The sequence below is a fragment of the Saccharothrix saharensis genome, assembly GCF_006716745.1.
GTDB lineage: Bacteria > Actinomycetota > Actinomycetes > Mycobacteriales > Pseudonocardiaceae > Actinosynnema > Actinosynnema saharense.
Genome location: NZ_VFPP01000001.1, coordinates 2633671 through 2653547, shown reverse-complemented (window position 1 = coordinate 2653547; position 19877 = coordinate 2633671). Strand labels below are relative to the sequence as shown.

The window sequence follows — 19877 nt, the reverse complement described above, 5'->3', positions numbered from 1 at the left end:
CCGCCCCCCCGGGCCGTCGCCCAGCACCCGAGGAGAGTCATGAGCCAGCAGTCTTCGAAGTTCGACGAGCGCTACCGGATCGGGCGCAAGCTCGTGGACGAGCTCGGGCCCGTCGACAACGCGAACACCACGTTCGACCTCCTCGGCATGGAGTGGGACCTGGTGCCCGGCGCGTACGCGCCCGCGCCGGGCACCGGCACCGAGTACTACACCACCGCGATCCCGTACCCGCAGGGCGGCCGGTTCCTGGAGATCGGCTGCGGCGCGGGCGTCACGGCGGTGTGGGCAGCGCTGCACGGCTGCGCGCACGTGACCGCGACCGACATCACCGAGACCGCCGTGGAGAGCACCGCGCTCAACGTGAAGCGGCACGGCGTGGAGCAGAAGGTGCACGTGCAGCGCAGCGACGTGTTCGCCGACCTCGAACCGGGGCAGCGGTTCGACACGATCTTCTGGAACTGCAGCGTCATCGAGGCGCCGCGGGACTTCGAGTTCACCCAGGACTTCGAGTGGGCGATCTTCGACCGCGGCTACACCGCGCTGAGCCGCTACCTGGCCGAGGTCCACGGGTGGCTGCTGCCCGGCGGGCGCGCGCTGGTCACCTTCAACAGCCTCGGCGACCTCAACCGGATCAACCAGCTCGCGGCCGACGCGGGCGTCCGGCTGACCCGGCTCGACAGCGCCACCAGGCGGCTGACCGGCGAGGAAGTCACCTACAACGTCTTCGAGATCACCCGCTGACCCTCGCCACACCACGGAGGAGATCGTGACCACACGCTTGTTCAGTTCCGAGTCGGTGACCGAGGGGCACCCGGACAAGATCTGCGACGCGATCAGCGACGCGGTCCTGGACTCCTACCTGCGCGCGGACCCGCGGGCGCGGGTGGCGGTGGAGACGCTGGTGACCACCGGCCAGGTGCACGTGGCGGGGGAGGTGACCGCCGACGCACACGTGGACATCGCGGGTATCGCGCGCCGGGTGATCCTGGACATCGGCTACGACTCGTCCGCCAAGGGGTTCGACGGGAACTCCTGCGGCGTGAACGTCGCCCTCGGCTCGCAGTCCCCGGACATCGCGCAGGGCGTCGACACCGCCTACGAGTCCCGGCTGGAGGAGGCGCTGGACGACCTGGACCGGCAGGGCGCGGGCGACCAGGGCCTGATGTTCGGCTACGCCTGCGCGGACACGCCGGAGCTGATGCCGCTGCCGATCGCGCTCGCGCACCGGCTGGCGCGCCGGCTGACCGCGGTGCGCAAGAGCGGCGCGGTGCCCTACCTGCGGCCCGACGGCAAGACGCAGGTGACCATCGAGTACGCGGGCGACGAGCCGGTGCGGCTGGACACGGTCGTGGTGTCCAGCCAGCACGCCGACGGCGTCGACCCGGAAGCCCTGCTCGCCAGGGACGTCCGCGAGCAGGTGATCGAGCCAGAGCTTGCGTCGCTGGAGCTGGACGCGTCCGGGGTCCGGGTGCTGGTGAACCCGACGGGTCGGTTCGTGATCGGTGGTCCGATGGGTGACGCGGGCCTGACCGGCCGCAAGATCATCGTGGACACCTACGGCGGTATGGCGCGGCACGGTGGTGGCGCGTTCTCGGGCAAGGACCCGTCGAAGGTGGACCGGTCGGCGGCGTACGCGATGCGCTGGGTGGCCAAGAACGCGGTCGCGGCCGGGCTCGCGGGCCGGGTCGAGGTGCAGGTGGCGTACGCGATCGGCCGGGCGGCGCCGGTCGGGTTGTTCGTGGAGACGTTCGGCACCGAGAACGTCGACCCGGCGCGCATCCGGCAGGCCATCGCGGACGTGTTCGACCTGCGCCCGGCGGCGATCATCCGCGACCTGGACCTGCTGCGCCCGATCTACGCGCAGACCGCGGCGTACGGGCACTTCGGCCGGCCCGAGCTGGACCTGCCGTGGGAGCGCACCGACCGCGCCGACGCCCTCAAGCAGGCCGCGACCAGCTGACCACCGACCCACCGCTCCCGAAGGGCTCCACCCCATGCGCATCGCCGTGACCGGCTCCATCGCCACCGACCACCTGATGGTCTACCCCGGCAGGTTCACCGAGCACTTCCTCTCCGACCACCTCGACACCGTGTCGCTGTCGTTCCTCGTGGACGACCTCGAAGTGCGTCGCGGCGGCGTCGCGGCGAACATCTCGTTCGGCCTGGCCCAGCTCGGCGTGTCGCCGGCCCTGGTCGGCTCGGTGGGCAAGGACTTCGACGACTACCGCGCCTGGCTGATCGGGCACGGGGTGGACACCCGGTTCGTGCGCGTCTCGCCGACCAGGCACACCTCGCGGTTCCTGTGCACGACCGACCAGGACCAGAACCAGATCGCGTCGTTCTACGCGGGCGCGATGCAGGAGGCCAGGGAGATCGCGCTGGCGCCGATCGCGGACGGCCTGGGCGGGCTCGACCTGGTGGTGGTCGCGCCGAACGACCCGGAGGCGATGGTCCGGCACACCGCCGAGGCGCGTGCGCTGGGCCTGCCGTTCGCCGCGGACCCGTCGCAGCAACTGGCCCGGATGGACGGCGAGTCGGTGCGATCCCTTGTGGACGGTGCGAAGTACTTGTTCACCAACGAGTACGAGAGCGTCTTGTTGCGCCAGTCGACGGGGTGGTCCGCCGACGAGGTGCTCGACCGGGTCGGCACGTGGATCACCACGTTGGGCGCGGAGGGCGTGCGGGTCGAGCGGCGCGGCCACCCGCCGCTGACCGTGGCCGCGGTCGCGGTGAAGGAGGAGGCGGACCCGACCGGCGTCGGCGACGCGTTCCGCGCCGGGTTCCTCTGGGCCACGTGGGCCAGGCTCGGGTTCGAACGGGCGTGCCAGGTGGGGTGCGCGATCGCCGCCGCCGCGCTGGAGAGCGTCGGCACGCAGGAGTACAAGCTCAGCCGTGCGAGCGTGGCGGACCGCGTCGCCCGCGCGTACGGCGAGGACGCCGCGGCCGAGATCGAGAGCAGGCTGCGGATCTGACCACGTGCGGACGCCGGCCCGTCCGGCCGGACCGGCGTCCGCACGTGCCCGGTCGACGGCGCCCACACCACGGAAGGACGTGGACCACGTGTCCGAGCAGCTGAGCCCGGAAGACCACCTCACGATGCCCGACCTCGCCGACCCCGACCCGGCCGGGTGGGAGCCTGCGGTCACCTCCGGCCGGTTCCGGTCGGCCATGCGCCACCTGCCCACGAGCGTCGTCATCGCCGCGGGCATGGCGGGGGACCGGCCGATCGGCATGCTCCTCGGTTCGTTCACCAGCGTGTCGCTGGACCCGCTGCTGGTCGGCTTCCTGGGCGACCACGGCTCCAAGACCCTGCGCCACCTGCTGGACCTGGACCTGTGGACGTTCAGCGTGCTGGCCGACGACGACACGACCACGCCGGGCGCGTTCTGCGGCCCCCTGCACGACCGCTTCACCGAGGTGAAGTGGTCGACCTCGCCGCTGGGCACCCCGGTGATCGACAACTCGGTCCTGGCCGTCCACGCCCGCAGGCACTCCACCGTCCGGGCGGGCGACCACGACCTGGTCCTGGCCGAGGTCCTGGACATCACCGACCCGGACCCGTTCCGCCGGCCGCTGGTGTTCGCCGAGGGCCGGATGACCGGACTCGCACCCCGCTGAGGGGTTGCCCGCCGCCGTCGGATCTCCTCGGTTACGCGCGTCACTTTGACCGGACGGCGGCGGGCCCGGCATGCTGGTGGCAGAGGGGAGTACCCACTCCGCCCGTGATCGTCATTACGGCCGCTCCGCAGCGGTCCGGTCACGGCGCCACCGCCCGGTGGTCGGGGAGACCTCTGGTTCGTCAGACGAGAGCCGGAGGACCACGCCATGCGCGTCACGACCCGCCTAGCCACCGCTGCCGCCGCCATCGCCGCCGCCACCGCGCTGACCGCGTGCGGATCGTTGCAGGAGGCGTCCGACGCGGCCGCCGCGGTCGCCGACACCGCGTCCACGGTCCAGGTGTGCACCGAGGCGTTGTCGCAGGCCACCGCCGTCTTCGACCCCGGCAGCCCGGAGCGGGCGGTCGACCGGGCGCACTCCGCCGCGGACCGGCTGACCGAGCTGGCCGCCAACGCCGCCGACACCACCGTCAACCAAGCCCTCACCGCGCTGGCCACCACGATGCGCGAGGTGACGCTGGACGACCTGGTGCTGCAGCCGGCCGCGTGGCTGGAGGACAAGGCCGCCCGGGTCGCCGACCTCACCGCCGCCTGCACGCCGTGACCGCACGGGATCACCGGGCGCGGCTCGTGCGTTGTCCTTGGTGATGAACGGACTGCTGCGCTTCAGAGTGCTGGGTGACTCGCTGGCCGCCGGGGTGGGCTGCACGCGGGTCGAGGAGACGTTGGGCGAGCGGTTGGCCGCGGTGCTCCGCGCGGAGGGGCACGCGGTCGACCTCGGCGTGCACGCGGTGTCCGGCGCCCGCTCCACCGGGCTGGACGCCCAGGTCCGCGCGGCCGTGCGGGCGGGGGTGGACGTCGCGCTGATCGTGATCGGCGCGAACGACCTCACGTCGTTCACGCCGCCCGCCGTGGGCGCGCGGTTGCTGCACGACGCCGTGGCCGGCCTGCGCCGCGCGGGTGCGCAGGTGGTGGTGGCGACGGCGCCGGACCTCGGCGTCGTCTCGCACGTGCCGCCCGCGTACCGGGCGTTCGTGTCGCAGGCCAGCGGCCTCTACGCCCGCGCGCAGGCCGACGCGGTGGTCGGCGCGGGCGGGGTGGTCGCGGCGGTCGGGGCCGAGGTGTCCGCCCGGTTCGCGGGCGAGCCGGCCCTGTTCTCGGCGGACCGCTTCCACCCCTCGGCGGCCGGGTACGCGGTCATCGCCGACGCGCTGGCGCCGTCCGTGCGGGCGGCGGCGCACCGCTGGGCGGCCTGACCTGCACCGGTCCTTCACAAGTCCCACACACCGTCCTTGACGGTCCTTTCGGGAGCGGGCTAGCGTTTCTTTCGCTGCGAGGGGAGCAGCGAAAGGTACCGGCCCCGCTGTTCCACTTCGCTGATTCCCGTCATTCCGGGTGTGTTCGGCGCGGGCGCCGGACCTCACGACGATCCCGGGGGAACGCGGACCATGGTGGACCAGAAGGTGCTCGAAGCGCAGCGTTGGGTGAACTCGACCTACGGTTCGGTGCCGGGTTACGAGCGCTGCGCGGAGAACGGCACCACCGGGTGGGGTGTCATGTTCTCGCTGACCCGCGCGTTGCAGCACGAATTGGGCATCACGGCGTTGTCCGACTCGTTCGGGCCGACCACGTTGGGCAAACTCGCCGAGCGGGGCAACGTCGGTCCCGGCTACACCAACGCGAACATCGTGCGGATCGCGAAGTACGGGCTCTTCTGCAAGGGCTATTCGGCGGGCGACACGTCCGACGGGGTCTTCGACGACGACCTGTACGACGCGGTGCGGAACCTGAAGGGCGACATCGGCTTCTCCTCCGACGGCTACATCCCGCCGAAGGTCTTCAAGGCGATCCTCAACATGGACGCCTACGTGCTGCTGTCCGGCGGCCGGCCCGAGGTGCGGGACATCCAGCGCTGGCTGAACGCCACCTACATCAACAGGTCGACGTTCTTCGTCATCCCGTGCGACGGCCACTACTCGCGGGACGTGCAGGTGGCCCTGATGCGGGCCATCCAGTACCAGATCGGCATCCCCGAGGACCAGGCCACGGGCAACTTCGGGCCGGGCACGCAGAACGGCCTGCGCGCGAACACCGTGCGGCCCGGTTCACCGCCCGCCTGGGTGCGGCTGTTCAGCGCGGCCTGCGTGGTCAACGGCGGCGCCGACGGGGTGCACGCCGCGTTCACCTCGAGCTGGGACGCGGCGCTCGGCACCTTCGTGACGTCGTTCCAGGAGTTCTCCGCCCTCACCTCCACGGGCATCGGCGACTACGCCACGTGGGCGCAGCTGCTGGTGTCCATGGGCGACCCGGACCGGCCCGCGACGGGCAGCGACACCCGGTTCCACATCAGCGCCTCCCGGGCGCGGGCGCTGAAGGCGGCGGGCTACGAGGTGGTCGGCCGCTACCTGGACGAGGACCCGTGGAGCACCCTCGACAAGGAGATCCAGCCCGGTGAGCTGGAGGCCATCTTCGCCGGTGGCATGCGGGTGTTCCCCATCTCGCAGTACGCCGCCGACACGGTCGAGGACTTCACCTGGTCCAACGGCTACGACCACGCGCTGCGGGCGCACGACCGGGCCGTCGGCTACGGCTTCAACCGGGGCACGGTGATCTACTTCGCGGTGGACTACGACGCCACCGGCGAGCAGATCACCAGCAACATCATCCCGTACTTCCAGGGCGTCCAGGCCGGTCTGGGCACCCGCGGCAAGCGGTACGTCGCCGGCGTCTACGGTTCGCGCAACGTGTGCGCGCGGGTCAGCGACGAGGCCTTCGCCCGGTACTCGTTCGTGTCCGGCATGTCGTGGGGCTTCTCCGGCAACCTGGGCTTCCCGCTGCCCGCGAACTGGTCGTACAACCAGATCAAGGAGTTCCAGTTCACCGCCGACGGCGACGTCTTCGCGCTCGACCGCGACGTCCGCCGGGGCAACGACCCGGGCGTGGGCCCGGAGAACGTCGGCGGCGGCGACTCGCCGCTGGACGCCTTCCTGCGCTACGTCGACGGCTTGTACGCGACCGCGGTGGCCTACGGCGGTGACGCGAACCAGCGGGTGATGGAGTACCTGCGCTACCCGAACTACAACGGCGCTTGGTCGGGCTGGGAGCTGCTGATCGGCAACGTCGACCAGGCGTGGATCGACCACGCGGCAGAGCACGCGCCGGCCCGGGTCGAGTCCTACGTGGACCCGGGCCTGGGCATCACGGTCAACGTCGACCACCTCGGGGCGACCGCCAACGCGGTGTACCTGAAGGGCGGCGGCGGCCGCGGCGACTTCGGCGGCTGGTCGGGCGACCTGGCCACGTTCTACGGCGAGTGGCGGTCGCACGGCGAGGAGTACGCCTCCGGGTACGCGTTCTGCGCCGACCGACTGGCCAAGATCAACGTGCTGTCGTCGTTCCCGCTCAACGACTTGGTGGAGGACGTCGACGGCTACCTGATCGGGAGCGCGGTGCGCGACGGCGCGCGGATCGACCAGGCCATCCGCGACCACCTCACCAGCGGGCACCGGACGAGGTTCCGGCAGTTCTACGCCGGCCGCTACGGCGGCACGGTGACCGGGGTCCGCGACGCGGCCTGGAGCGCGCTCGGCGGCAACACCGCGGACGCGCAGCTCGCCACGCTGACCGAAGCCGCCATCCGCAGGACCGGGGGTGCCTGCCTGCTGCCCATGCAGCTGCCCTCGGCCAAGCTGGAGCCCTTTCTGCAAGGCTATGCGGAGACGATCGAGAGGTTGTCGCGCAGCTGACGGCACGCCCCCCGCGGCGTGTGAGGAGGGGGAGCGTGGGCGTCCCGGGAACGGCGCGACGGTGGGCGGTGGCCGCGATGTGCGCCCCGTCCGCCGCGTTCCTGGTGTACGCCTGGGGCGCGATCCACCTCTACACGCCGGACTTCCGCGAGACCTGCGAGCTGGAGCACGGCGGGTGGGACCGGGCCTACGGGCGGGTGACCTACTTCCCGCTGTCCCGGCCGTGCAACGCCTACCAGGACCTGGTGCCGCCCTACGTGAACCCGGCGGTCGTCGTGCTGCTCGTCGCGACCGCGTCGTGCGTGGGCCTGGCCGTCGCCGCCCGCCGAAACCCCCGATCCCGCAAGGAGCTGTGAACCACCATGAGCGAACCCACCGAGGACGCGACCCGGCTGGGGCGTCGCCGGTTCCTCGCCATCACCGGCGGCCTGGTCGCCGCCGCGTCGATCGGCGTGGCGATCGCACCCGGGGCGTCGGCCGCGCCGCCCGCCAACGCACCCGCCCGCCCGGACGCCCTGGCCGCGTTCCCCGTCGAGGGCTCGAACGCGTCCGTGACGCTGCTGTCCGGGCCGGCCGCGGTCGTGCTGCTGCACGTCGCGCGGCGCTACCACTACGAGGTCGCCACCCTGCGGGCCGGGGACATCACCGGCTACGCCGAACCGCCGGCGGGCACCCCGTTCGAGGCGGACTACCGCTCCGGGACCGCCATCGCCGTGCACGCGGCCCGGTACCCGGCGGGCGCGACCGGCGGCCTGTTCCCGCACGAGCTGGCGGTGGTCCGCGACATCCTGGCCGAGTGCGAGGGCGTGGTCCGCTGGGGCGGTGACTCCCGGAAGACGCCGAAGGAGGGCCACTTCCGGCTGGACGTGAAGCCGGGCGACCCGGCGCTCGCCCGGGTCGCGGCCAAGGTCGGCGGTTGGGCCGGGGAACCGGGCCGGGCCGCACCCGCCGACCCGTTCACGCCGGGTCGTCGGCGGGCGGCGGAGCGGCTGGCGGAACGGCAGATCGCCACCGGCTGACGGGTCGGTCGCCCACGGGCTCTCGCTCGTGGGCGACCGGGTCGGGCCTGGGTGGCAGGTGCGGGGGAGGTCGCGGCGAGCAAGGCCGTGGCCGGTCACCGGTGTTCCCGTGGCCGAGGTGGTCCGGGGCGGCGGTCCCGGAGCGCGTCCCAGCCGGTCAGAGGCGGGGGTGGGCGTTGGCCAGCAGCTGGCGGAACTGGGCGGGGAACCAGTGGCCCGACAGCGGCGCGTTGGCCAGCGCACCGGACATGTTGTTGCCGTTGCGGGCGTTGCCCGTGTACGTGGGGTCGCACATCCGGTCGAAGCCCTTGCCCTCGTCGTTCGGGATCTCGCGGCTCGCGCCGTCCGACTCGCCCGGCGGCTTGGCCCACACGTAGGCGTCGATGCCCGAGGCCGGGTTCGCCTTCGGGCGCTCGCCGATGCCCGCACCGGACTGGTTGCACCAGTTGCCGAGGTGGATGCGCCGGTCGTACCGGCCGCCGTTGACGTAGGCGTCCACGCTCGTCGTCGGACCCTTCGCCGTCGGCCGCTGGGAACCACCCCACCCGTTGCGGGACGTGTCGATCAGCATGCCGATGTTCGACGGGAACCCGGCGCTGACCAATTGTGTCCGGAACGCCTGGGCGAACGACAGCTCGTCCACGTAGCGATTCCAGTCGACCCACTTGGACTGGCGCACGGAAGTGCCGTTCACGGTGTCGTCGATCGTGAAGTGGTCCTCTTTCAGGACGCCGTAGTTCGCCGTGTTCGCGATGAATCCGGTGACGTTGTCCACCGTGCTGCCGGACGCGCGGGCGGCTTGGGCGAACAGCGTCGCGGAGGCGCGGAAGTTGTCGTCCCAGCCGATCCAGCCGTGGTGGGCGGCGTCGATGTAGTTGTACACGTTGCCGATCGCGCCGAGCTTGGCCAGCGCGTACCCGACGCCGTTGACGTAGTTGCCGTTCTGCAGCATCCGGTCGCACATGGCGGTCGCGGTGGGCCGGCCGCCAACGTTGGTCACCAGGTTGGGCAGCGAGTCGATCTCGATGATCGTCACGATCCGCAGGTTGGCGTACTTCGCCTCGCCCATGATCGCCGCGATGGGGTCGATGTACTCGGTCTTGTAGCGGGGCAGGTCGTCCGGGCCGAGTTCGCCGTTGGACGCCAGCGCGGCGCAGTCGCGGCCGGGCAGGTTGTAGATGACGAACTGCACGACCATGGTCCGCCCGGCCGCCTGGCTCAGCGCGTTGTCCAGGTGCGAGCGCAGGCCGCGGGCGCCGTTCACGCCGTTGATCGCGGCGATCCGGTCCAGCCAGACGAACGTCGGCTGGTTCGCGATGGCGGACCCGCCGTCGGCGCGCGCCTTCGCCGACCAGTCCGGGTTCACGTACACCGACGCGCCCGCGTACGGGTTGTCCACGCGCGCGGCCGCGGTCACGTCCGCGGTGGCCGGGCCCGTGCCCAGCGCCATGGCCGCGGCGAACGCGAACGCCGCCGTCGCCGCGAGTCCGCGACGCGGCCCCCGCCTCCCGCTCCGGCCTGGTGATGACTTCAGTGGCATCTTCGGCTCCCTCGTCGAGATCGATGTCCAAGCGATCTGCTGCAAGCGGCGACGGTATTCCGGGAACGTTTCCAGAAAACGGACCGTAGCAGGGGAACGAGGGTCCGTGAAGAGTTTTCACGGCCAATGGACCTCGGTAGGGGTTATTCCAGACCAGGCGGAACCCGAAGTCGAACAATCACGTTGACGCATTCGACGGTGATTCGATGTCGAATAACCGTCGAATACTCGCTGAACCGGTTCAGCGCGTCGTGTGGGAGCGCGTCGGTGCCGCGGATCGGGCGGCGCCGACGCCGAGCGTGGTCACGGCCACGGCGGTGATCCAGGGCAGGGCCAGCAGGAGGCTGCCGAGCAGGTCGGTGGGGTAGTGGACGCCCGAGTAGAGGCGTTGCCCGGCCACCACCACCGGCACGGCCAGCGCGAGCACCGCCACCGGCCACCGCCACCACTGCCCTGTCCCGCGCACGACCAGGACGGCCACCGCCGTGGCGAGCACCAGCGACGCGGCGACGTGCCCGGACGGGAAGCTGGACGTGGGCGGCAGGTCGGCGGGCAGCTTGGCCGCCGGCCGGGCGCGGTCGATGATGGCGGTGGTGAGCAGGAACAGCGTGACCTCGCCCAGCATCCCCAGCGCGACGAACAGCACCGGACGCCACGAGCGCGTCCGCGCCAGGGCCAGCACGCAGACGACCACCGCGGCCCCGATCACCGGCCCCGTACCGCTGAAGGCCTCCACCCGGTCCATCGCCACGTCCCACGCCGGGACGCGCCGTTGCGCGAACCACTCGACCACGGCGCGGTCCCAGGCCGCGGGCACGTCCGGTCCGGCGGCGGTCAGCCACGAGCCCAGCGCGAACAACACGCCGAGCAGCAGGCCCCAGACGACGAGCAGGCGGGCCGCCAGGAACCGGAAGTCGTCCGGCACGTGGACCCGCCGCCCGGACACGGGCCGCAGGTCGGCCGCGGCTTCCGGTGCCAGGCCCCGGGTCAGCGGCACCTCCGGCATGCCCTCGTCCCGACGCCACCGCCGGAACACCTCGCTGGTCAGGGCGAGCCACAGCAGGCCGAGCAGGAAGCCGCCGAGCACGTCGGTGGCGTAGTGCACGCCCAGCGCCACCCGCGTGAAGGCCACCGCCGGCACGATCACGACCACCAGCGCGGTCATCGCGCGCCGCGCCCGCCGCACGGAGGCGAACACCAGCAGCAGCACGCCGTAGGTGACGGTCGCGCCCAACGTGTGGCCGCTGGGGAAGCTCCAGCCCGACGCGGTGGCCACCTCGACGTCCACCAGCGGCCGCAACCGCTCGACCAGCTCCTTCACCACCACGCCGAGCAACCCGCCGCCGAGCGCGGTGACGACCACGTGCGCCGCCACCCACGGCCGCTTGCGCAGCAGCAACCACGCCACCGCCAGGGCGGCCACCGCGGTGAGCGTCGCGGTGTCACCGAGCCGCGTGAGCCCGCGCAGCACCGCGACCACCACGTCCGAGCCCGCGGCCCACCGCGTCAACCCGGCCGAGATCGCCCGGTCGGCCTCGCGCACCGGCGCCCACCCGGACCACACGACGGCCATGACCACCGCGAACGCCACCCCGGCGGCGGTGGCGGCGGCCCACGACACGGCACTGCGCACCGCGAACCGCTCGACGACCACGACCTGCCGCGCATCACGTGTCGCAATCACCAGGGTGGTGTGCCCAATCCGATCACCGGGCAACCCTGCCCGGCCGGCCGCACCCGCCAAGCAGGGGTGGCCGCGCAACGGCGTGGGTCCGGGTACCAGTTGGTGGTGGTGGGATCGCCCCGGCGGTTGGAGCCGGGTCTACGGCGGCGCGGTGGCCACCGGGTGGGTGGAGATCCACCACGAGCCGGGCTACCTGATCACCGTCGACGTGGTGCGGCGGCGTCGCCGGAGTCGGCGAAGTCCACGCGGCTGGGGGCTGCGACAGCTACGGCAGGCTGCAACTGGCGTTGCCCACCGCACCGGCACCGGTGTCACGTTCCGTCAACGCCGCCCGGGTGTCCACAAAGGCCCGTGCCGGCGGTCGGCGCGTCGTGACCACGAACTCCGCCGGGCACGTGGCGCAGTGGGACCTGCGGGACCGGGGAGCGGCGCGAGGCGCGGCGGCTGCCGTGGTCCGGCCGGGTCACCGACCTGTGGCTGGGGCCGTGCGGGCGTGGCGCGGTGCTGAGGGAGGAAGTGGTGGACGGGCCCGACGAGACGGTGTGGTGGTGGCGCTGCCCGCCGTCCACCCCGCCGGGCCGCCGACCCTGCGGGAGGTCACCACGCGCACCCCGGGGCGGCGGCGGTCGCGTTGGACCGGCGGGTGTTCGCGGTGACGACCTCCACATCGGACAGTGCGCCCGAGGTCGTCGTGCGGGACACCCGAACGGGTGTGGTCACCACGCGCGTCGGCGGGTTCTCCCCGGAACGGGCACGCGGCCGGGTCGGGCTCGACGGCCCGGGCGCACCCTGCTGCTCGCCTGGTCCGACGACTTCGACACCGCCGCCACCGCCGCCCGGGAGCTGGTGGGCGAGTGGCACCGTACGGCCGGAGACCGGGGAGCGGCCGGTCGTGCGGCCTCCGGGTACGGGCGAGATCATGGTCCGGCTGTGCGCGGTGCCGGCCGATCCGACACCGACGAGGCGGTCCGGAACCGGTGCCGCCGGATGCCTACCAGGGGGACGTGTGCCCGAGCTGATCAGCTTTTCCCTGCCCGACGACGACGTGGTGCTGGTCGAGGTGGAGGCCGACGGGCCGGAGATCTCGCCGGTCTCGCGCGGCGGCGACGTGATCCGGTCCGCCGCGACCTCCCTCGACGACGCGCTGCGGCACGTGCGCAAGGCCGCGTCGACCGCGTTGGCGAACTTCCGCGAGATGGACGTGCGACCGGACGAGGTGCAGGTGGAGTTCGGCGTGAAGCTCACCGCGCAGGCCGGCGCGGTGATCGCCAAGACCGGCGTGGAGGGGCACCTGAAGGTCAAGCTGACGTGGACGCGCGACCTGACGCCCGTGCGCGAGGAGGAGGTGGAAGGGTCGGCGGACTAGCCGGTCGGACAGTGGTGATGTTGTGAAACGACAACTACCGATTGACTTTCGATAGGTAACACGCGAGACTCGATGCATGGTCACAACGCATCGAGCGGTAGCCGCGCTCCGGGTGTTCCTCGTGCTGATGTTCGGCGTCCTGCTGCTGTTCCAGGTCATGTCGCTGCCGGGGCAGTTCCGGCACATGGCCCAGGAGTCGCCTGACATGGCGTACCTGCGGTGGCCGCTGACCGCCGTGACGGTGTTCTGGGTGCTGTGCGTGCAGGTGGTGATCGTGGCCATCTGGAAGCTGCTGACGCTGGTCAAGAAGGACCGCATCTTCAGCGAGGCGTCCCTGAAGTGGGTGGACGCGATCGTGTGGGCCATCGCCGCCGGGTGGGTGGTCTACCAGGTCGTCTTCCTGTTCGTCGGCTTCAACGCCGACGACCCCGGCGTGCCGCTGGTGATGTTCCTGCTGTCCATCGGCATCACCGTGGTGGGCCTGCTCATGGTGGTGATGCGCGCGTTGCTGCGCCAGGCCACCACGCTGCGCGCCGACATGGAGTCGGTGATCTGATGCCGATCATCGTGCGCATCGACGTCGAGCTGGCCAAGCGCAAGATGAGCGTCGGCGAGTTCGCCGAACGGGTCGGGCTCACGCCGTCGAACGTGGCGGTGCTGAAGAACGGCCGGGCGAAGGCGGTGCGGTTCAGCACCCTGGAGGCCATGTGCCGGGTGCTCGAGTGCCAGCCCGGCGACCTGCTCGAATGGGTGGACGACGACAACGCCCACGGCGACGAGGTGGGCACGTGATCGAGGTGCGCGGGCTGACCAGGCGCTACGGCGACGTGCTCGCGGTCGACGAGCTGAGCTTCACCGTCGAACCCGGCAAGGTCACCGGGTTCCTCGGGCCGAACGGCGCGGGCAAGTCCACCACCATGCGGGTGGTGCTGGGCCTCGACCGGCCCACGTCGGGCACGGCCCTGGTGAACGGGCGGCGGTACGCGGCGTTCGCCGAACCGCTGCGCGAGGTCGGGGCGCTGCTGGACCCCGGTGCGGTGCACCCCGGCCGCACCGGGCGCGGCCACCTGCGGGTGGCCGCCCGGGCGAACGGAATCCCCCGCCGACGGGTGGAGGAGGTGATCGAGCGGGTCGGGCTCGGCCGCGCGTCGCGCCGCCGGATCAAGGGCTACTCGCTCGGCATGCGGCAGCGCCTCGGCATCGCGACGGCGCTGATCGGCGACCCCGGCGTGCTGGTGTTCGACGAGCCGATCAACGGGCTCGACCTCGACGGCGTCCGGTGGATCCGCGGGCTGCTGCGCCAACTCGCCGACGAGGGCCGCACCGTGCTGATCTCCAGCCACCTGCTCGGGGAGGTGGAGCAGGTCGCCGACCGGTTGGTCGTCATCGGCCGCGGCCGGCTGATCGCCGACGCCACGACGGAGCGGATCATGAGCGGCCTGGGGCACGTCCAGGTGCGGGTGCGCAGTCCCCGGTCGGACGTCCTGCTCACCGGGCTGCGGGAACGCGGGTTCGAGGTGGAGCGGGTCGACGCGGGTGAGCTGCTGGTCGACGGCGGTGCCGCCGAGGAGGTCGGCGCGCTCGCCCACGCCCTGGACGTCCCGTTGCAGCACCTCTCCGAGGTGCGCCAGTCGCTCGAGGACGCCTACTTGGAGCTGACGAGCGGCAGCGTCGAGTACCAGGGCCACGAGCTCGCGACGGAGGGGGCGCGATGACGGTCCGGGAGGTCTCGGTCGGACGGGTGTTCGCCCGCGCGTGCGCCGCGGAGTGGACGCGGCTGTGGACGGTGAAGGCGACGTGGTGGTTCCTCGCCGCGGGTGCGGTGACGGTGGTCGGCATCGCCACCATCGCCGGCCTGGAGGCGGCGGCGTCCCCCGATCCGACGCCGGGGCGGTCGGCTTGGGCGGCGGCGTCCGTGACGGCGTTGCCGGGCCAGTTCGCGCTGCTGGCGCTCGCGCTGAGCGCCTGACGTCGGACTACGCGACCGGCGGGATCGTGCCGAGCCTGCAGTGGACGCCACGGCGCGCGGTGCTGTTCCTGTCCCGAGCGGTGGTGGCGGTGGTCGTGGCCACGGTGCTCGGCGTGCTGCTGTCGTCGGCGGCCGCGGTCGCGTCGTTCGTGACGGCGCGGCCGTTGTTGAGCATGGCCGGCGGCCTGGACGTGCTGCCCGACGTCGCGCTGGTCTTCGCCGCCGGGTCGGCGTTCGCGCTGGGGCTGGGTTTCGTGCTGCGCAACACCGCGGGCACGCTGGTCGCGGTGTTCCTGCTGATGCTCGTCCTGCCGCTGGTGCTGCCGAACTTCGGCAACGAGTGGCTGACCGCGCTCGCCCGGCTGCTGCCCGGCTCCGGCGCGGCGTTCCTGCTGATCGGCCAGGTGCCGGGGATGACGTGGACGTCCTCGGTGGTGACGCTGCTGTGCTGGGCCGCCGGCGCCCTGCTGCTCGGTTGGCTGCGCCTGTCCCGCGACGACGCCAACCGGTGAGGAAGGCGACCCGGGGCGCGTGACGACGCCGAGCGCGTCGGCGTCGGTCGGTGGCGAGGTTCGCGGCCACCTGCCGGACCTCGCCCGGCGCGGTTCCGCCCTGCTGCCGCGGGGAGCGGGCCGGCCGGTCGACGTCGCGCCGGTGGTAGTCGGCGGAGGCCGGGTTGGCGTCGCAGACGACGCGGACACCCGGCCTCCGCGCCGTGCTCGTCGGCCAGCCGCGGGTCGCCGCAGGTCAGGTGGACCGAGGCGTCCTCCGTCGTACCGGACCTGCGCCGGGCTCCGGTCGTCGCCCAGCTCCGCGTGGTTCCCGCCGCTCACCACGGCCGCCGTCGCGGACGTCCGGATCACGGGCGTGCGCCCACCCGGCACTGTCGGCCGCGGGCGTCAACCCGTTACAGGGCTTGGAAGTCCACCTCGACCGTCGCCTGGCGCTGTTACGATGCGCCGCCCCACCCAGTCGCGGTCATCGGAAAGGTGACATCTCCATGCACAGCAACAAGCCCAAGGCGGACTTACTGCGCGGCCTCCACGCGGACGGGGTGCTGGTGCTCCCGAACGCCTGGGACGCGGGCAGCGCCGCCATGATCGCCCGCGCCGGGGCGAAGGCCGTCGCCACCACCAGCGGCGGCGTGTCGTGGGCGCTCGGGCGGCCCGACGGGCAGAGCCTGTCCCGCGACGAGATGGTCGAGCAGGTGCGCCTGATCGCCGCCGCCGTGGACGTGCCCGTGACCGCCGACGTCGAGGGCGGCTACGGCCACGCCCCTGAGGACGTCGCGGCGACCGTCGAGGCCGTGATCGGCGCGGGCGCCGTCGGCGTGAACATCGAGGACTCCAAGGGTTTCGGGGTGCCGCTGTTCACCGCCGAGGAGCAGGCCGCGCGCCTGCGGGCGGCGCGGGAGGCGGCGCAGCGGGCCGGGCTGCCCGAACTGGTGGTCAACATCCGCACCGACGTGTTCCTCTTCCAGGTCGGCGAGCCCGAGGGTCGGCTGGACGACGTGCTGGCCCGTGCGGCGGTCTACGCCGAAGCGGGCGCCGATGTGCTGTTCGTGCCCGGCCTGGTCGACCTGGACGTGCTGAAGACGCTGGTCGAGGCCTCGCCGCTGCCGGTCAACGTGATGGCGGGCCCCGGCGCGCCGACCGTGGCCGAGTTCGAGGCCGTCGGCGTCCGGCGGGTCAGCCTCGGCACCGCGGTCACCCAGGCCGCGTACTCCGTCGCGCACCGCGCCACCGAGGAGGCCCTGACCAAGGGCACCTACACCGAGCTCGACGGCGCGCTGGACTTCGGCGCCGTCAACGGTGTGTTCGCGCGCTGACCGCGATTGATCGCCAGCTCAGATCAACCCTGTCGGACAACGGCCGACTCGGGTGGACTGGGCCCGTCGGGACGCCGCCACGGCGTCCCGACGGATGACGAGGCGTCAATTCGGACGGCGGACGGGGAATCGCAGTGACCACGAAGGAAGCGGGTGCACCGGGCGGCGTCTTCGCGAGCGTCCGCGCCACGCCCAAGCCGGTCCGCTACCTGCTCGGTGGCGTGCTGATCAACCAGCTGGGCGCGTTCGCGCAGACGTTCCTGGTGCTGTACCTGACCGTGCGCCACTTCTCCATCGGCCAGGCCGGTGTCGCGCTCACGTGCTACAGCGCGGGCGCGGTGCTCGGCACGCTGCTCGGCGGGGAACTGGTGCACCGGCTCGGGCCGCGCGCCACGATCGTCGGCGCCATGACGGCGTCGGCGGCGGTGCTGGCGGTCATGCCGACGCTCAGCACGCCGGGCCTGTTCGGCGGGCTGCTGGTCGCCATCGGCGCGGCGGGCCTGGCCACCCAGTGCTACCGGCCCGCGGCGGCCGTGCTGCTCAGCGAGCTGATGCCGGCCGAGCACCGGGTCATGGCGTTCTCCATGATGCGCATCGCGCTCAACGGCGGCGCGGCCCTCGCGCCGCTCATCGCGGCCGGCCTGATCCTGCTCGACTGGGACCTGCTGTTCTACTTCGACGCGGTGTCGGCGCTGGCCTACGCGGTCGTGGCGCGGCTGACGCTGCCCGCCACCGACGCGCCGCGCGACGACGAGGACGAAGCCGAGTCGGGCGAGCAGAAGCGGTCGGCGTACGCGGTGATGCTGCGCGACGGCCGGTACCTGGCGTTCCTCGCCTCGGTGCTGCTCGGCACGCTCATCTACGTGCAGTACGTGGTCGCGCTGCCGTTGAAGATCACCAGCGAGGGTCACCCGGCGGCGCTCTACAGCATCGTGCTCACCACGGCGTCGATCATCCTGGTCGTGTCCGAGCTGAAGATCACCTCGTACGTGAAGAACTGGGTGCCGTGGGCGGCGGGCGCGGTCGGCACGGCGGTGATGGGCCTGGGCGCGGCCGGCTACGGGCTCGGCTCGCACGCGGTCGTGATCGTGGTCAGCACGGCGGTGTTCGTGCTCGGCGTGATGATCAGCGGGCCCACGATGTTCGCGCACCCGGCGAAGTTCCCCGCCTCGGTGCGCGGCCGGTACGTCGGCACGCACCAGGCCACGTTCGGCCTCGGCTCGGCGCTCGGACCGACGCTCGGCGTGCTGGCCTGGGGCGCGTTCGGCAACGGCGTGTGGCTGCTGTGCGGTGCGCTCGGGCTCCTCGGCGGCTGGTTCGCCATGGTGGGCATGCGGGAGAACAAGACCACCGTGTGACCATCCCCGCACCGACGACCGGCCCGGCAGGCGACGCCCTGCCGGGCCGGTCGTCGTTCGGCGCGAGGCTCTTTTCCGGGCATTTTCCGGGTCGCCGATAATACGGACGCAACGCGCCGCGCACGTGTCGCGACGTTCGGTCACAAATACGTCCCCGGCTAAACGTTACGGACCCTCGGTTTGCCGTCATATTCAAATCCTATGGTCCTCCGATCGGCGGTAGCGGGGAGTCGGCCCCTTATTCATGCTTGGCCCGCACATGGAGAGAAAGGGATCCGCTGGGGATGGGTAGACCGGAAAAACCTGTCGACGTCTCGTCCGGCGCGGTCGCGACCTTCGCGAGCGAATTGAGACGACTGCGCGCTCGGGCGGGCAACCCCACGTACCGGGACATGGGCCGGGCGGCCCTGTACTCCTCGTCGGTGCTGTCCAGCGCGGCCAGCGGCCACCGGATGCCGACGTTGCAGGTGACGCTGGCGTTCGTGGCCGCGTGCGGTGGCGACCGGGAGCAGTGGCGGCGGCGGTGGCTGGAGGTCTCCAGCGGGCTGGACCCCGAGGCGGGCGGCACGTCGAGCCGCCCGGAACCGGTCGCCGCGCGCTCGTGCTTCCCGCGCCCGGCGCAGCTGCCGATGAGGCCGCGCGGTTTCGTCGGCCGGACCGGGGAACTGCGCCTGCTCGCCACCGACCCGGCCACCCCGGTGGTGATCAGCGGGCCGGCCGGCGTCGGCAAGACCGACCTGGCGCTGCACCACGCCCACCAGCTGGCCGCCGCCGCGGTGGACGGCCGGCTCTACGTCGACCTCGGGCCGCTGGAGCCGGGCGAGCGCGGTGCGCGGACCGTGCTGGAGGGGTTCCTGCGCGCGCTCGGCGTGCCCGTCGAGCACCTGCCCGACACCGTCGACCAGCAGGCGTGCCTGTACCGGTCGTTGATCGCCGAACGCCGGCTCGTCGTGCTGCTGGACAACGTCCGCGACGAGCGGCAGGTCCGGCCGCTGCTGGTGGAGAGCCCGCACAGCCGCACGATCATCGTCGGCCGGACGCCGCTGCTCGGCCTGCGCGACGTGCGCAGGCTGCGGTTGGCCGTGCCGCCGCGGGTGGAGGCCATCGCCATGCTGTCGGGCGCCGTGCCGGACCCGGTCGCGGCCGAGCCGCAGGACTGCGACCGGCTGGCCCGGCTGTGCGGCGACCTGCCGCTCGCGCTGGACATCGCCGCGCGCAGGCTCGCGGCGAGGCCGGACGTCCCGGTCAGCCGGGTGCTGGCGCGGCTGACCGAGCCGGGCGCGCTGCTGGACTGGCTGCGCGTCGGCGACCTGTCGGTCCGGGACTCCTACCAGTCCACCTACCTCGGGCTCGGCGAAGCGGCCAAGGCGGTGCTGCACCAGGTGGCGCACCAGCCCGTGGACGAGCCCGTGCTGCTCGGCGCGTTCACCGACGACGAGCCGGTGTACGAGCTGGCGGACGCGGGCCTGCTGCGCGGCGCGGGCAGACCGGGCGCGTACCGGCTCGACCCGCTGGCCCGCGCGTTCGTGCTCGACCTGCGCGGCACCGGCCACGCGGTGCGCCGCCCGGCCCGCCAGGAATTGATTGTCACGGCCGGCCGGCACTACCGATCAACCGTCCCGTCGGCTTGACTGTAGTCGTGCCGGACGCTTGACGGAATTCATCCGGGAGTTCGCGGGAATGTGTTCCCGCGAACCGGGGCTTTAATTCTTCCCCACTGGGAACCGACGAACCAACGAATCAGGCCGCG

20 protein-coding genes are annotated in these 19877 nt (G+C 72.5%); 18 read left to right on the top strand and 2 right to left on the bottom strand.

Features of this window, described 5'->3' with window-relative positions:
• Positions 1-39 precede the first annotated feature (39 nt).
• From FHX81_RS10825 to FHX81_RS10785, 9 genes are all read left to right on the top strand, one after another.
• Positions 40-741 carry a methyltransferase gene (locus FHX81_RS10825; RefSeq protein WP_141977475.1) on the top strand — a complete coding sequence of 234 codons (702 nt, stop codon included), beginning with the start codon at positions 40-42 and terminating at the stop codon, positions 739-741.
• A 22-nt stretch (positions 742-763) separates the two neighbouring features.
• Positions 764-1960: a methionine adenosyltransferase gene (gene metK / locus FHX81_RS10820; RefSeq protein ID WP_425473882.1), complete on the top strand. Its 1197-nt coding sequence runs from the start codon at positions 764-766 to the stop codon at positions 1958-1960.
• A gap of 34 nt (positions 1961-1994) precedes the next feature.
• Positions 1995-2972: a carbohydrate kinase family protein gene (locus FHX81_RS10815; protein ID WP_141977474.1), complete on the top strand. Its 978-nt coding sequence runs from the start codon at positions 1995-1997 to the stop codon at positions 2970-2972.
• Positions 2973-3060: 88 nt separating this feature from the next.
• Complete coding sequence (locus tag FHX81_RS10810; RefSeq protein WP_141977473.1) at positions 3061-3618, top strand: flavin reductase family protein; 558 nt, start codon at positions 3061-3063, stop codon at positions 3616-3618.
• Positions 3619-3825: 207 nt separating this feature from the next.
• Entirely contained in the window at positions 3826-4221 is a 396-nt protein-coding gene (locus tag FHX81_RS10805) for a bacteriophage spanin2 family protein (protein WP_141977471.1), read from the top strand.
• 43 nt (positions 4222-4264) lie between these two features.
• Positions 4265-4873, top strand: coding sequence for an SGNH/GDSL hydrolase family protein (locus FHX81_RS10800; protein ID WP_246107752.1), 609 nt, complete (start codon positions 4265-4267; stop codon positions 4871-4873).
• Between the two features lie 192 nt (positions 4874-5065).
• Positions 5066-7363: a glycoside hydrolase domain-containing protein gene (locus tag FHX81_RS10795; RefSeq protein WP_211363457.1), complete on the top strand. Its 2298-nt coding sequence runs from the start codon at positions 5066-5068 to the stop codon at positions 7361-7363.
• 35 nt (positions 7364-7398) lie between these two features.
• Positions 7399-7719 (top strand): hypothetical protein, encoded by a 321-nt coding sequence (locus tag FHX81_RS10790; RefSeq protein WP_141977467.1) that lies wholly within the window; start codon positions 7399-7401, stop codon positions 7717-7719.
• Between the two features lie 6 nt (positions 7720-7725).
• Positions 7726-8382, top strand: a complete 657-nt coding sequence (locus FHX81_RS10785; RefSeq protein WP_141977465.1) for a hypothetical protein — start codon at positions 7726-7728, stop codon at positions 8380-8382.
• 157 nt (positions 8383-8539) lie between these two features.
• On the opposite strand, the gene FHX81_RS10780 is transcribed toward FHX81_RS10785, so the two are convergent.
• Entirely contained in the window at positions 8540-9922 is a 1383-nt protein-coding gene (locus FHX81_RS10780) for a glycoside hydrolase family 6 protein (RefSeq protein WP_141977462.1), read from the bottom strand.
• Between the two features lie 241 nt (positions 9923-10163).
• Positions 10164-11606: a phosphatase PAP2 family protein gene (locus tag FHX81_RS10775; protein ID WP_141977460.1), complete on the bottom strand. Its 1443-nt coding sequence runs from the start codon at positions 11604-11606 to the stop codon at positions 10164-10166.
• Between the two features lie 1006 nt (positions 11607-12612).
• Between FHX81_RS10775 and FHX81_RS10770 the strand changes: the two genes are divergently transcribed.
• The 9 genes from FHX81_RS10770 (at position 12613) to FHX81_RS40420 (ending at position 19758) form a co-directional block, all read left to right on the top strand.
• Entirely contained in the window at positions 12613-12972 is a 360-nt protein-coding gene (locus tag FHX81_RS10770) for a CU044_2847 family protein (protein WP_141977458.1), read from the top strand.
• A 76-nt stretch (positions 12973-13048) separates the two neighbouring features.
• Positions 13049-13528, top strand: coding sequence for a DUF2975 domain-containing protein (locus FHX81_RS10765; RefSeq protein ID WP_141977455.1), 480 nt, complete (start codon positions 13049-13051; stop codon positions 13526-13528).
• Positions 13528-13764, top strand: a complete 237-nt coding sequence (locus FHX81_RS10760; protein WP_141977452.1) for a helix-turn-helix domain-containing protein — start codon at positions 13528-13530, stop codon at positions 13762-13764. The genes FHX81_RS10765 and FHX81_RS10760 overlap by 1 nt, the downstream gene beginning before the upstream one ends.
• On the top strand, positions 13761-14687 hold the full coding sequence (locus FHX81_RS10755) for an ABC transporter ATP-binding protein (protein ID WP_141977450.1): 927 nt from the start codon (positions 13761-13763) through the stop codon (positions 14685-14687). The genes FHX81_RS10760 and FHX81_RS10755 overlap by 4 nt, the downstream gene beginning before the upstream one ends.
• Positions 14684-14941: a hypothetical protein gene (locus FHX81_RS10750; RefSeq protein WP_141977448.1), complete on the top strand. Its 258-nt coding sequence runs from the start codon at positions 14684-14686 to the stop codon at positions 14939-14941. The genes FHX81_RS10755 and FHX81_RS10750 overlap by 4 nt, the downstream gene beginning before the upstream one ends.
• A gap of 26 nt (positions 14942-14967) precedes the next feature.
• The gene (locus FHX81_RS10745; RefSeq protein ID WP_141977446.1) at positions 14968-15453 is read left to right on the top strand and encodes a hypothetical protein; all 486 of its coding nucleotides are present in this window, start codon (positions 14968-14970) and stop codon (positions 15451-15453) included.
• Between the two features lie 488 nt (positions 15454-15941).
• Positions 15942-16769, top strand: coding sequence for an isocitrate lyase/PEP mutase family protein (locus tag FHX81_RS10740; RefSeq protein ID WP_141977444.1), 828 nt, complete (start codon positions 15942-15944; stop codon positions 16767-16769).
• Positions 16770-16903: 134 nt separating this feature from the next.
• Positions 16904-18127: an MFS transporter gene (locus tag FHX81_RS10735; protein ID WP_170232003.1), complete on the top strand. Its 1224-nt coding sequence runs from the start codon at positions 16904-16906 to the stop codon at positions 18125-18127.
• 284 nt (positions 18128-18411) lie between these two features.
• A complete protein-coding gene (locus FHX81_RS40420; protein WP_211363456.1) occupies positions 18412-19758 on the top strand; it encodes an NB-ARC domain-containing protein in 1347 nt (448 codons plus the stop codon).
• Positions 19759-19877 lie beyond the last annotated feature (119 nt).